The sequence below is a fragment of the Granulicatella sp. zg-ZJ genome, from assembly GCF_010892355.1.
Classification (GTDB): domain Bacteria; phylum Bacillota; class Bacilli; order Lactobacillales; family Aerococcaceae; genus WM01.
On the sequence record NZ_WNJY01000021.1, the window covers coordinates 26,114 to 39,548 of the forward strand.

Here is a 13,435-nt window from a genome sequence, read left to right on the forward strand (position 1 = left end):
TTTTGTTAGTCATAAAAAATTTGATGCCAAATTTTTTATGTTTTGAAAAGTAAGCATGGGGTATGCTTTAAAAAAATTATTTTGATTTTAATAAATCACGAATTTCTGTTAATAATTCTTCAGATGTAGGTGCAGCAGGTGTTTCTTCTGTTACTTCTGCTTCGGCTTTTTTTCTTAAAGAGCTTGCTGTTTCAATTGCTTTTAAGGTGAAGAATAAAACAGTACCGATTAAAACAAAGTTAATAACAGCGTTAATAAAGTTACCTACTCTGATTGTTCCTAACATAATGCTTTCAAAACTTGGTTGACCAAAAATCATTGCAATGATTGGTGTGAAAATATCTTCAACTAAAGATTTTACAATTGCTCCAAATGCACCACCGATAATCACAGCAACAGCTAAGTCTACGATGTTACCACGTAATAAAAATGATTTCAATTCTTTTAAAGTATCTTTTAACATAATCCTTGTCCTTTCTATTTATTATAATTATGAATTACAAGAAACCATATTATCGAAAATAGGGCAGAAATGCAATAGAAAAAGGACTAAAATTTTAAATTTAATTTTTTTTTAATCTGATAAATCAAAAAATAAAAATAAGCTGACTTAAAAATTAATATTTGTTTTAAATAGTGGATTTAGTGATACTCAAAAAGGCTTGACATCAAACTATTGAAGTTGATGTCAAGCCTCTTTACTATTTATCCAGCTTTTGTATTTGTACTGATATAAATGATTGGTGTTATATATTTTTTACTTTTAAGTCAGCTTTGAAATAATGGTATAAAACCTTACTTAATCAGTGGGATAATAGAGTCAAATAATTCTTTATTTTCTTCTAACGATTGCTTGCTTCCAACAACGCATCGTGCTTTATGTGACATTGCTTTTTCAACATATGTTGCTAATTGTCTTAAATCTTCAATTGTTGTATGTAGTACTTGTGAACGCTCTTTTTGAACATCTTCTAATGTAATATTTTTTAAATAGCGATTGAATGCTACTAATCCTTTTTCATTTTCGGATAGGGGTGTATCTAATGAGCCGATTGTTCCAATAATATATTTCGTAAGTTCACGATTATCTAATGCTAATGTTTCAATAAATTCTGGTGCTTTCTCATAGGCTTGTATTGTTTTAAGCACATTTGGATCGCGGTAAGACATAAATAAGAAACTACCTTCTTTATCCAAAATAGTAAATGCGCCGTAGGCTCCACCTTGTACACGAACAGTATTCCATAAGTATGTAAACGATAGAAGTGTTTTAAGCACGAGTAAGTGACCTGTAAAGGATAATCCATCTAAGGCAACATTGTAACCTTGTCCGACGTATTGAACGTCTTGGGATAAAGCAAATCCTTCATTTAAAATACCAAATGGTTCAATGAAAGGAACACTTTCTAATGGTGTATTTGGTAAATTTGTTAGAAATGGTTTTATCGTGTCTTGGATAGAGGTTGATGCACCTGTATAACCAATGGTTAATTTATGTTGGTTAAATAATTGAGCATAAACACGTTGCAGATTTTGAATAAGTGTTGAAGCTTGTTCGTCAAAATCTTCCAATATATCGGCAATAAAACGATAGAAATCAATACCACCTGTAAATTGTCCATAAGCAGCTTTTGAACTGTAATAGCTTGTTAAACGATTAAACGCTACTACATGGCTTGTGCCAAAGAATTGATTTGATTCGATACGAGATTTGATTTTTAATAATTCTTCTTTTAATTTTTGTCTATCTGTAAATTGTGTGTGTAGTAAAATATCTTTTAATAAAGTTAGTAATGTTGGTGTATATTCAGAGAATGCTTTACCACTCACTGTTAAAATTGGGATAGATACGTCACCTTTTGTATAGGCACTTGTATTGAAGGAAACACCGCCCGTATAGCTATCAATTTCAGTAGATAATGCTTCAACAGAATAGTTACTTGTACCAAGATGTTCCAATAATCGAACGATTAACCCAACGTAAGTATAATCACTGTGTTGAATATGCGATATATCAAAGAAAAAGTTAAAATAATCAATATTTCCAGTAAATGTTTTATATGTTAAATAAGTTACTGTGTCTTGTTTATCAACGATAAGAGGATAGTCACTTGCTGTTTCGTTTAAATCTTCTAAAGATAGTAGTGGTAATTTTTCTAAATCTTCTTTTGTATCGTCTGTTTGTTGAATGTGCAATAATGTTTGTGTTTCTTTTACTAAAGTATCAATGTCATCTTTTGTCAAAGAGTTTTTATATAATTGCAAGTCTTGATGTACTTTCTCGAATGTTTGTTTGTTCAAATTCTTTTGTGGAATAGCGTGTAACATCAAAATATGCGTATTATTTAATAGATACTTACGAACTAAATCAATAAGAATTTTTGGATTTTTTTCGATGTCATCTAAGTCTTTTGTAAATGCAAAGTAACTAAATGGATTATCATTATACAACCATGATTCCATAGCGTTAATAGCACGTACAACACCTTTTGCCGCAGCGCCTTCCACATTGCCTTCCAATAGCATAAATCGTGCTTTGTTAATGGCAGCAGTAACCAGTTTTTGTTCCAAACCATTTTCTACAATATCGTTTAATGTATCAAAAACAATACGCTTGAAAGTATCAGCATGTTTGATGTCACTATTTTTTAAGAGAATGCTCAAATTTGATAAATGAGATGGTGCCGCATACCAACTGGAAACGTCAGATGTAATACCAGATTGTAACAGTGCTTTTTTTAATGGGGCGGCATTAGAGCCTAAAGCACCTAATAAAATATCTGATAAAATTGTCATTTGTAAATACATTTTGCTATCGGCACTTTGTCCAATCGCGAAATTCATAGATAAGAATGTTTTGTTTTCTTCTGTTTCATCCTCTTCAATCGAATAAGAAATAATTTCTTCTTTTATTGATTCAAATGGTTTTTGGTCAATAAAAGGTTTCACAATGTCTTTATAATCAAATTGATTAAAATACGTATCCAAATGAGCAAGTTTTTCCTCAATATCCATAGCTCCATATAAGAATGTATATGAGTTACTTGGATGATAATAAGTACTATGAAAATCAACGAATGCATCTTGTGTTAATGTTGGAATCGAAAGAGGATGGCCTCCAGACTCATGCTGACAAAGTGTGTCTGGGAATAATCTCGCATCAATTTCTCTATAGATTACTTGTTCAGGATCTGAAAAAGCACCTTTCATTTCGTTGTAAACGACACCTTTATAAATCAAATCATCTTCTGGTTTTTCTAAGTGATAGTGCCAACCTTCTTGTTTTAAAATATACGGATTATCAATCAATCTAGGGAAAAAGACAGCGTCCAAATAAACGTCCATTAAATTTGTAAAATCTTTATCATTTTCAGAAGAAACAGGATACATTGTTTTGTCTGAGAAAGTCATTGCATTTAAAAATGTGTTTAATGATCCTTTTGCTAATTCGACAAATGGTTCTTTTGTAGGGTATTTTTTAGAGCCGCATAAAACAGAATGCTCCAAAATATGCGCGATTCCATTATCATCGTATGGGATTGTCATAAATGAAATAGAAAAAGTTTTATTTTTTTCCTCATTTTGAACATAGGCAACTCTAGCTTTTGTTTTATCATGTTCATATAAGAAACCGATACTATTGATGTCGGGTAAATTGATACGTTCTTTTAAATGAAAACTCATATATTTTCTCCTTTATGCTAAGTCTAGGGCGTCAATAGCCCATTTGCCGTTGATGTGAAATAATTGTCCTTTTGGCAAATGTAATTTGTTTTCAATGCGGTTATGTACTATGTCGACTAAATCTTGGTTGTAATCAACTCTAGCTTGATTATTCGGTGACAAGACCATAATAAAAGGCTTACCACTTTCTTCATGGAAGAATAAATGTGTGTTTTCTTTTAATTGATTTTGTTCTTGTAGTAGTGTATGTGTGAATAACTTGACACATTCAACTTCCGTATCAAGTAATTGACTATCTAAAATATTGATTTTTTCGTAAAATTCTGTTACGTAGTTTGTAAAGCGCAGTGTGTAATCAGAATAGTCATTTGTACCACCTTCAAACATAGTTGCTGAAACATCTTCAAAAGCAACTGTGTCATTTGGGATGAAAAACACTAAAAATTTCTTTTGTGAATCTTCGTATAAACAAGGATATGTAAATGACGTCACTTCATTTGTATGCGGATCATGGGCTTGAAATAATGTTCCTTCATACAATGCTTTGGCAATATCTGGTTGCTCTTGTTTATTGATATAGTGGTAACATGTCGCTTCAAATGTTTGGTTGTGTTGATTAGTTAATGGATAATTTGCTTGTTTTTTAAATAAAACCGTCATAAAAGTCCTCCTGTAAAACGAATACATACATTTTAACACAATTTTAATGTTGTTGCATTAAATATTCTTGCTGGTTTTTTTGTACAAAAAGTAGTAGGATATAGCGTATAAGAAATAGAGCATAGGAGATGAACAGAATGAGTTTGTTTGAAAGTTTAAAAGGGAAAATTGTCAATAAGAATATTCGTATTGTTTTTCCAGAAGCGGTTGATGTGCGTGTATTAGGTGCAGCAGTTCGCTTAAAAGCAGATAATTTATTAGAGCCTGTTTTATTAGGAAATGTTGAAGAAGTAACGAAACTAGCAACACAACGTGGTTTATCTATTCAAGGATTGACTATTATTGACCCAAAAACATATGATAAAAAAGAAGAAATGGTGAATGCTTTTGTAGAACGCCGTAATGGGAAAGTGTCTAAAGAAGATGCGTATACTTTATTAGAAGATGAAAACTACTTTGGAACAATGCTTGTTTATATGGACTTAGTAGATGGTTTAGTGTCTGGAGCAATTCATTCGACGGGCGATACTGTTCGACCTGCTCTACAAATCATTAAAACAAAACCAGGTATTAGTAAAACAAGTGGAGCATTTGTGATGATACGTGGCGATAGAGAACGTTATGTATTTAGTGATTGTGCAATTAACTTAGAACCAACAGCACAAGAATTAGCAGAAATTGCTGTTGAAAGTGCAAAAACAGCAGAAATTTTTGATATTGAACCAAATGTAGCGATGTTAAGTTTCTCAACAAAAGGTTCTGCTAAAGGTGAGAGTGTTTCTAAAGTTGTAGAAGCTGCTCAAATTGCAAAAACATTAGCACCACAATACAATATCGACGGGGAATTACAGTTTGATGCAGCATTTGTGCCAAGTGTTGCTGAACAAAAAGCACCAGATTCATCAGTTGCAGGTAAAGCAACAGTTTTTGTTTTCCCTGAAATTCAATCTGGAAATATTGGCTATAAAATCGCACAACGCTTAGGCGGATTCGAAGCTATTGGCCCTATTTTACAAGGGTTAAACAAACCAATTTCAGATTTATCTCGTGGCTGTAATGAAGAAGATGTTTATAAATTAGCGATTATTACAGCAAATCAAAGTTTATTGAAATAGATATTGAAAGACGACCAAGCGTTATGCTCGGTCGTCTGTTTTGTTCATGTTTTTTAAATCTTCTTGCAAAGTCTGTAGTTTTTCTTGAATGCGTCTAAAACGAGGCTGGTTTTCTTGTGTAAATTGTTTTACACGACGTTGTACATCTTGAATAGTTTCCTGTAAAAAAGGTGCAGCATCATCTTTTAAATAGGCAACTTGTTCTTTTACATCACCTACTGATGACATAAGACTTTTACTTGATTGTTTAATATTATCAATGGCTATTTTAGCATGCTCTAATTGTTCTTCACGTTTTTGTTTAGGTGTTAATAAAACATACGCGCCTGCTAAAGAGCCTACCCATAACGCTGCTTTTATTAGTTTTTTCATAATGACCTCTTAAAATTGATTTGTAATATTTTGTGCAATTTCTTGCATCATGTCACTAGTGTAGTCGTCCATATTCGAACGCATTGTTAAAGCAAAGTCATCCTCATTTGTGTAGCGTGGTATTAAATGGATATGTGAATGAAAAACACTTTGATATGCCAATTCTTTATTATTGTTGACAATATTTAATCCTTGCATATCTGGAAATGCTTTTTGTAAAGCATTAGCAACTTTAGGAATGGCTGTTGCTAGATGTGTAGCAATACTAGGTGTCCATTCAAAAACATCTTTGACGTGCTCTTTTGGGATGATGAGAGTATGTCCTTTTGTGACTTGTGTAATGTCTAAAAAGGCAAAAACAAAGTCGTCTTCATATACTTTATAACTTGGAATATTTCCTTTTAAAATGTTGCAAAATATACAATCTGTCATGAGATTTCCTCCCCAAATATTAATACCCTCACTCTAACATAAAAAAAAGTGAAAAACAACGAAAAAAATTTTGATAAATCGACAAAGTAGTGATACAATAATACCATTCGCATAAAATCCTTTCATTTTATGAGAGATGCTAGCATATTGAAAAGAGGTGAAAATATGGGCGGCAAACCAATAATTTTTGAGTTATTTGGCATTGAAATAACATTTTCAATCGTTTTATCAACTCTTATAACCTGTGCGAGTGTTATTGTATTTACATATTTTACAACTAAAAAACTATCAATCCGACCAAACCGTGGCCAGACTGTAATGGAGATGTTGGTGAATTTTATCAAAGATATTGTGACAAATAATGTGAAGTGGGAAGTAGCAGGCAAACCACTAACCATATTTGGAACAACTTTGTTTCTGTTCATTTTAATGTCTAACTTACTAGACTTGCCATTTTTTGTTGAAGCAGGTGGATATTCTTTCTGGAATGCTCCAACAGCTAATGCGGTAGTATGTTTAGTTTTGTCCTTAATGGTTATTTTATTAAGTCACTATTTAGGGATACAACGTTTCGGGTTTAAAAAATATGTATCTAAAAATTATTTAGAACCCGTGAAGTTTTTGCTTCCTTTAAAAATTTTAGAGGAATTTACGAATACGTTAACACTGGCTTTACGTCTGTATGGAAATATTTATGCAGGTGAAGTTTTAATCGCATTACTTGCCCAAATGAGTTTGGCAGCTGGATTGGGAACTATTATTCCAGCAGTTGTTTTAACTGTTATATGGCAAGCATTCTCTGTTATGGTAGCAGGTATTCAAGCGTATGTATTTACGACACTATCTATGGTTTATATTGGTCATAAATTAGAAGATAGCCATGATTAAATGATTTATAGAAAAGATTGAGGAGATGACAAAAAATGGAATTAAAATTTATCGCAATTGCAATTGTAATGGGGTTAGCAGCATTTGGTTCTGCTTTAGCGAATGCCCGTGTTGTATCAAAAGCTATTGAAAGTATGACACGTCAACCAGAATTAAAGGGTTCAATTATGAGTACAATGTTTATTGGTATTGGTATGATTGAAGCTATTCCTTTATTAGGTGTTATTGTTGGATTCTTGATGTTATTTGTGTACTAATATCAAACCAAATAAGTAGTAGGAAGGAAAGAAAATATGAATTCTATCATTTTATCTAGTGAACAAACCAGTGTTTCTTCTGTTTTAGGGAATTCATTAGTCATTCTTGTTTCATTCCTTATCTTATTGTTTATTTTAAGTAAATTTTCTGTAGGTCCTATTTTGAAAATGATGGAAAAACGTGAAAAAGAAGTAAATGATCAATTAGATAATGCACAAAGAAAAGAAGAAGAGGCTATCTCTCATGAAAAAGAGGCGAAAGCAGCTATTCATGAAGCGCAATTAAAATCACAACATTTAATTACGAAAGCAAAAGAGACTGGTGAAAAAATAAAAGATGATGCCTCTCGTGCCGCAAGACAAGAAACAATTCGTATTCGTCAAGAGGCACAAGAAGCACTTGAACATGAAAGAGAAGCAACAATGGCGTCTTTAACAGAGCAAGTTGCAGGTATGAGTGTTGAGTTAACAGAAAAATTATTGAAACGTGAAATTACGCAACAAGATCATCAAGCACTTATTGATGAGTTTATTGAAGGGTTGGAAAAATAGATGAGAGATGTTTACAATGAACGTGTCACAACACTTTATGAATTGGCAAAATCTCGACATCATTTAGAAGAGGTTTACAATGATTTTCAAGTGTTTAAAGACGGTGTAGGTGGAGAAATGCCATTTACGCAAATGATGACACGTGAGAATATAACAAATTCAAGTAAGGCAGCATTGTTACAGGATATTTGTCAGTATTTCCAAGAAGAGACACGTCAATTCATTCAATATTTTATTGACGAAGCACAATATGGTTACATTTATAGAGCCATTAAATATTTTGAACAAATTTATGCAAAATACCATGTGGATATTACAACAGCTATTCCATTAACGCAAGAACAGATTGATAGTATCGTATCAGCGATTTCAAAAAAAATGAAAATGTCGGTAGATACGTGTACAACGATTGTTGATGAGGACGTCATTGGTGGTGTAAAAGTAAAATCGGCAGATTTTGTATTGGATGCGACGTTACTAGCAAAATTAAAAGCGTTTAAAGAAACTTTTTAAGTGATTGAGGTGAGAAACAGAATGACAAATCGTGCCATTGAAATTAGTGCGGCAATTAAAGAGCGAGTAAGAGCGTTTAAAACAGATAATAAAATTAGCGAGATTGGTGAAGTCAGTTTTGTCGGAGACGGAATTGCTAGAGCAACAGGTTTAACAAATGTCATGTCAAATGAGATGGTTATTTTTGAAAATGGCACTGTTGGTGTAGCACAAAACCTTGAAAAAAATGATGTTGGTATCATTATTTTGGGAGAGTATACACATATTCACGAGGGAGATACGGTCAAACGTACTGGAGAAATTTTAGATGTTCCAGTTGGTGAGGCGATGATAGGTCGTGTTGTGAATGCTCTTGGAGATCCAATTGACGGTAAAGGTCCTATTCATACGAGTAAACGTAGACCCGTGGAAGTTGAAGCGCCGGGAATTATGGATCGTCAGTCCGTTAATGAATCATTGCCAACTGGATTAAAAGTTGTAGATGCTTTAGTGCCAATTGGTAAAGGGCAACGTGAGTTAATTATCGGAGATAGACAAACAGGAAAAACAGCCGTTGCGATTGATGCGATTTTAAACCAAAAAGGCAAAGATACATTATGTATTTATGTTGCGATTGGTCAAAAAGAATCAACAGTAAAAGCATTAGTTGATGTACTAGAAAAAAATGGAGCAATGAGTTATACGACAGTTGTATCAGCAAGTGCATCTCAACCTGCTCCGATGTTATATATTGCACCTTATGCAGGAACAGCTATCGGTGAAGAATTTATGTATAGCGGAAAAGATGTGTTAATTGTTTATGATGATTTATCAAAACAAGCGGCAGCATATCGTGAAATATCATTATTATTACGTCGTCCACCAGGTCGTGAAGCATATCCAGGGGATGTTTTCTACTTGCATTCAAGATTATTAGAGCGTTCAGCTCGCTTGTCAGATGCATTAGGTGGAGGCTCTTTGACAGCTTTGCCAATTATTGAAACTCAAGCAGGTGATATTTCCGCGTATATTCCAACGAATGTTATTTCGATTACAGACGGACAAATTTTCTTACAACGTGACTTATTTGCTTCGGGTGTTAGACCAGCGTTAGCTGCGGGATTATCTGTATCTCGTGTTGGTGGAGCAGCACAAATAAAAGCGATGAAGAAAGTAGCAGGGACATTACGTATTGACTTGGCAAGTTATCGTGAATTAGAAGCGTTTACGCAGTTTGGTTCTGATTTAGATGCAGCTACACAGCGTAAATTGAATAGAGGGAAACGTACCGTAGAAGTATTGAAACAATCGCAACATGCACCACTTAGTGTAGAAAAACAAGTCGTGATTTTATATGCACTAACACATGGTTATTTAGATGCGATTTCTATTAGTGATATTCGTGATTTTGAAGAAGGATTATATGACTATTTAAATGTAGAAGCACCGGAATTGTTGGCGTACATTAAAGATACTGGTAATTTGCCAGATGAAGAAGCATTATCTAATGCAATTAAGTCTTATAAAGAAGCGTTTGTTCCAGCTGCAATGCATTGATGAAGAAAGAGGTGAACAAGTGTGGGAGCTTCTTTGATTGATATAAAAAAACGTATTGATTCAACAAAAATGACACGACAAATTACAAGTGCCATGCAAATGGTGTCGGCGGCGAAGTTGAATCGTGCTGAACAGTATGTGAAAAATTTTAAAACATACTCTGAAAAAATTCGAGAAATGGTAACCCATTTAGCAAGCACATTTAGAACAGATATTCATGATTTAGAATATGCAGATGATGTGGATTATGTAAATAGTTTTATTGATTTTCATGATATGTTAATTGATCGTCCAATTCGTAAAACAGGCTATATTGTTATTTCGTCTGATCAAGGTTTAGCGGGTAACTATAATAGTTCTTTATTCCACTCAACATTGCAAATGTTGCAAGAGGAGCATCAATCTAATGATGAGTTTGTTTTAATGGCAATAGGGTCAAGTGCAACGGCATTTTTTGCTAAAGAAGGTATTCCTGTACATTACCAATTAGATAGTTTGAGTGATCATCCGTCATTAAGAGATGTACAAGGTTTAATTGCTAAGTCTTTAAATATGTTTAAAGCAGGAGAATTTGATGCTTTATATGTTTGTTATAATCATCACGTAAATGCGATGATGTCAAGATATCAAGTTGAACAGATGTTGCCATTGATAGATTTAGATGAAGTTGTACCAGAAGAGGAAAAAGTGACGACTCAATATGTTTTTGAACCCTCTCGTGCAACTGTATTGGCAAATTTATTGCCACAATATGCAGAAAGTTTAATTTATGGTGCTATTATAGATGCGAAAGCATCAGAGCATGCTTCTCGTATGATTGCGATGAGAAGTGCGACGGATAATGCAACCAAATTGATTGATGAATTGAAAAAACAATACAATCAACAACGTCAAACAGCAATTACGCAAGAGATTACGGAAATTGTTGGTGGAGCTGCTGCATTAGAAAATTAAAAGATAAAAGAGGAGGTACTGAAATTGAAAATAGGACAAATAAGTCAAGTTGTTGGACCAGTTGTTGACGTAACGTTCCCATTGTCTGACGGAGTACCGGATATCCACAATGCTTTAATCGTAAAAAAAGAATTACCGAATGGTGACTTAAAAGAGATTGTTTTAGAAACAGCAGTAGAGCTAGGTGGCGGTGTTATTCGAACAATTGCGATGGAATCAACCGATGGTTTAACACGTGGCATGCAAGTAGAAGATACAGGAGAAACCTTAAAAGTACCTGTTGGAAAAGAAACACTCGGTCGTGTCTTTAATGTCTTAGGTAAAACAGTAGATGGACAACCTGATTTTCCAGAAGATTTTAAACGTCACCCAATTCACCGTAAAGCACCTGTTTATGAAGAGTTAAATAGTAAATATGAAATTTTACAAACAGGAATTAAAGTCATTGATTTACTCGCACCGTATTTAAAAGGTGGGAAAATTGGTTTGTTCGGTGGAGCCGGTGTAGGAAAAACGGTTTTAATTCAAGAGTTAATCCATAATATTGCAGAAAAATCAAATGGTATTTCTGTGTTTACTGGAGTTGGAGAAAGAACACGTGAAGGAAATGATTTGTATTTTGAAATGAAAGAATCTGGTGTTAGTGAAAAAACAGCCATGGTTTTTGGACAAATGAATGAACCGCCGGGTGCGCGTATGCGTGTTGCTTTAACAGGTTTGACACTTGCTGAATATTTCCGTGATGAAGAAAAACAAGACGTTCTTTTGTTTATTGATAATATTTTCCGTTTCACACAAGCTGGTTCAGAAGTGTCTGCGTTGTTAGGAAGAATGCCTTCTGCTGTTGGGTATCAACCAACATTGGCAACAGAGATGGGGCAGTTACAAGAACGTATCACGTCAACAAGAAATGGTTCGATTACATCTATTCAAGCTATTTATGTACCAGCAGATGACTATACAGACCCAGCACCTGCGACGACATTTGCTCATTTAGATGCAACAACAAACTTGGAAAGAAAATTAACAGAATTAGGTATTTATCCTGCGGTAGATCCATTGGCATCAACATCAAGTGCGTTGACACCTGAAATTGTTGGGCAAGAGCATTATGAGGTTGCGATGGAAGTACAACGCATTTTACAACGTTATCGTGAATTGCAAGATATCATTGCTATTTTAGGGTTAGATGAATTATCTGAAACAGAAAAAGTGATTGTAAATCGTGCAAGACGTATTCAGTTTTTCTTATCTCAAAACTTCCATGTTGCTGAAACATTTACAGGTCAACCGGGGTCATTTGTTCCCGTTGCAGAAACAGTAAAAGGGTTTAAAGGTATCATTGATGGTAAATATGATGATATTCCTGAAGATAGTTTCCGTAATGTCGGCTGTATTGAAGATGTTATTCGTAAAGCTGTCTTAAGTGGATATACTGGTCCGGCTAGACATGAATTAACAGCGGAAGAATTAGAAAAATTAGAAAATAGTCGAATGGTATAATGGGTGATGATAATGAGTGAAGAAAAACTAATTAGAGTCAATATTGTGACGCCTGATGGAGTTGTATTCACACACAGGGCACAGTATGTATCTGTGAAAACACCTATCGGAGGGTTGACTATTTTACCAAACCATATTCCGATTGTGACAACATTATCCATTGGTCCAGTAACAATTAAAAGAAGACAAGATAAAGGTTTTGAAAATTATGTTGCTGTAAATGGAGGCATGCTTCAATTTTCAAATAATGTATGCAATATTGTTGCCGATACAGCGGAAAGAGCACGTGATATTGATAGAGAGCGTGCTGAACGTGCAAAAGAACGTGCCGAACGTGCTTTACATGAGGCAGAAGAATTGCATGACATGGCTAAACTTAACCGTGCTAAAATTGCGTTGAACAAAGCAATTAACCGTATCGGTGTAAGTAGCCGTTATGGAAAATAGTAATGTTTATAAAGAACATACGTAAGGATTTTAGGAAATAATCCAAAGTTAAAAAGTGGGCTCTTCGTCAAATTGTGTTGGTGGAGAGAAATAGTGAGTATGTTGGTAGTGAATGGCATTAACCATTCACTACCTTTTTCACATTCTTTTTCTGCCACCGAGAATGGTGTTGTATGATTAAAATACGTAATCTAAAATAGGAAAAACGTCTATAGCCATAGGCAATCCGTTTGATGACTTTAATATGATTGTTGATAGCTTCTGTGATACCGTTTGAATAAGGTGTGGTAAAAGCTTGATAAATACCATTCTGATAGGTTTTAAAAATATCAAATTTCTTTCTAAACCACTCTGGTAATGACGGGTCAATATGATGAATAACCTCCATAAATAACTCAAAATCTCGCTGTCTATAAGCATATCTCAACTCTTGTACAAACTCATATGCTTGTTTTAAAACAGGACTATAGTCTAATAATCTATCAAGGATTTGTGCGTGTGTCAGATATGTTTTAAAGGATT

The 13,435-nt window shown here is 33.9% G+C and carries 15 protein-coding genes; 9 read left to right on the plus strand and 6 right to left on the minus strand.

All coding sequences use genetic code 11. The features are described from left to right. Positions 1-76: 76 nt before the first annotated feature. From mscL to GMA11_RS06730, 3 genes are all read right to left on the minus strand, one after another. Complete coding sequence (gene mscL, locus GMA11_RS06720; protein WP_163546424.1) at positions 77-463, minus strand: large conductance mechanosensitive channel protein MscL; 387 nt, start codon at positions 461-463, stop codon at positions 77-79. A 332-nt stretch (positions 464-795) separates the two neighbouring features. Then, on the minus strand, positions 796-3,684 hold the full coding sequence (locus GMA11_RS06725; protein WP_163546425.1) for an insulinase family protein: 2,889 nt from the start codon (positions 3,682-3,684) through the stop codon (positions 796-798). Positions 3,685-3,696: 12 nt separating this feature from the next. Continuing rightward, positions 3,697-4,344, minus strand: a complete 648-nt coding sequence (locus GMA11_RS06730; protein WP_163546426.1) for a CpXC domain-containing protein — start codon at positions 4,342-4,344, stop codon at positions 3,697-3,699. A gap of 137 nt (positions 4,345-4,481) precedes the next feature. Here GMA11_RS06730 and pta point away from each other — a divergent pair, with 137 nt between their 5' ends. Then, a complete protein-coding gene (gene pta / locus GMA11_RS06735; RefSeq protein WP_163546427.1) occupies positions 4,482-5,459 on the plus strand; it encodes a phosphate acetyltransferase in 978 nt (325 codons plus the stop codon). Positions 5,460-5,480: 21 nt separating this feature from the next. Here the strand turns inward: pta and GMA11_RS06740 are convergent, their stop codons facing one another. Both GMA11_RS06740 and GMA11_RS06745 read right to left on the minus strand, forming a co-directional pair. Beyond that, positions 5,481-5,831 carry a hypothetical protein gene (locus tag GMA11_RS06740; RefSeq protein ID WP_163546428.1) on the minus strand — a complete coding sequence of 117 codons (351 nt, stop codon included), beginning with the start codon at positions 5,829-5,831 and terminating at the stop codon, positions 5,481-5,483. Positions 5,832-5,840: 9 nt separating this feature from the next. Beyond that, positions 5,841-6,263 (minus strand): HIT family protein, encoded by a 423-nt coding sequence (locus tag GMA11_RS06745; RefSeq protein ID WP_163546429.1) that lies wholly within the window; start codon positions 6,261-6,263, stop codon positions 5,841-5,843. Positions 6,264-6,428: 165 nt separating this feature from the next. On the opposite strand from GMA11_RS06745, the gene atpB reads away from it, so the two are divergent. From atpB to GMA11_RS06785, 8 genes are read left to right on the plus strand one after another with little or no spacing between them, the layout of a single operon-like run. Next, positions 6,429-7,151 (plus strand): F0F1 ATP synthase subunit A, encoded by a 723-nt coding sequence (atpB, locus tag GMA11_RS06750; protein ID WP_163546430.1) that lies wholly within the window; start codon positions 6,429-6,431, stop codon positions 7,149-7,151. A 35-nt stretch (positions 7,152-7,186) separates the two neighbouring features. Beyond that, positions 7,187-7,408 carry a F0F1 ATP synthase subunit C gene (gene atpE / locus GMA11_RS06755; protein WP_163546431.1) on the plus strand — a complete coding sequence of 74 codons (222 nt, stop codon included), beginning with the start codon at positions 7,187-7,189 and terminating at the stop codon, positions 7,406-7,408. Between the two features lie 36 nt (positions 7,409-7,444). Then, positions 7,445-7,960 (plus strand): F0F1 ATP synthase subunit B, encoded by a 516-nt coding sequence (gene atpF, locus GMA11_RS06760; protein ID WP_163546432.1) that lies wholly within the window; start codon positions 7,445-7,447, stop codon positions 7,958-7,960. Next, positions 7,961-8,473 carry an ATP synthase F1 subunit delta gene (gene atpH / locus GMA11_RS06765; protein ID WP_163546433.1) on the plus strand — a complete coding sequence of 171 codons (513 nt, stop codon included), beginning with the start codon at positions 7,961-7,963 and terminating at the stop codon, positions 8,471-8,473. A gap of 21 nt (positions 8,474-8,494) precedes the next feature. After that, on the plus strand, positions 8,495-10,009 hold the full coding sequence (gene atpA, locus GMA11_RS06770; RefSeq protein WP_163546434.1) for a F0F1 ATP synthase subunit alpha: 1,515 nt from the start codon (positions 8,495-8,497) through the stop codon (positions 10,007-10,009). 21 nt (positions 10,010-10,030) lie between these two features. Continuing rightward, positions 10,031-10,963: a F0F1 ATP synthase subunit gamma gene (locus GMA11_RS06775; RefSeq protein ID WP_163546435.1), complete on the plus strand. Its 933-nt coding sequence runs from the start codon at positions 10,031-10,033 to the stop codon at positions 10,961-10,963. A gap of 24 nt (positions 10,964-10,987) precedes the next feature. Next, a complete protein-coding gene (gene atpD, locus GMA11_RS06780; RefSeq protein ID WP_163546436.1) occupies positions 10,988-12,466 on the plus strand; it encodes a F0F1 ATP synthase subunit beta in 1,479 nt (492 codons plus the stop codon). Positions 12,467-12,472: 6 nt separating this feature from the next. Next, positions 12,473-12,913, plus strand: a complete 441-nt coding sequence (locus tag GMA11_RS06785; RefSeq protein WP_370516581.1) for a F0F1 ATP synthase subunit epsilon — start codon at positions 12,473-12,475, stop codon at positions 12,911-12,913. Positions 12,914-13,031: 118 nt separating this feature from the next. On the opposite strand, the gene GMA11_RS06790 is transcribed toward GMA11_RS06785, so the two are convergent. Beyond that, the coding region (locus GMA11_RS06790; protein ID WP_163546438.1) for a transposase at positions 13,032-13,435 on the minus strand (404 nt) is incomplete at its 5' end.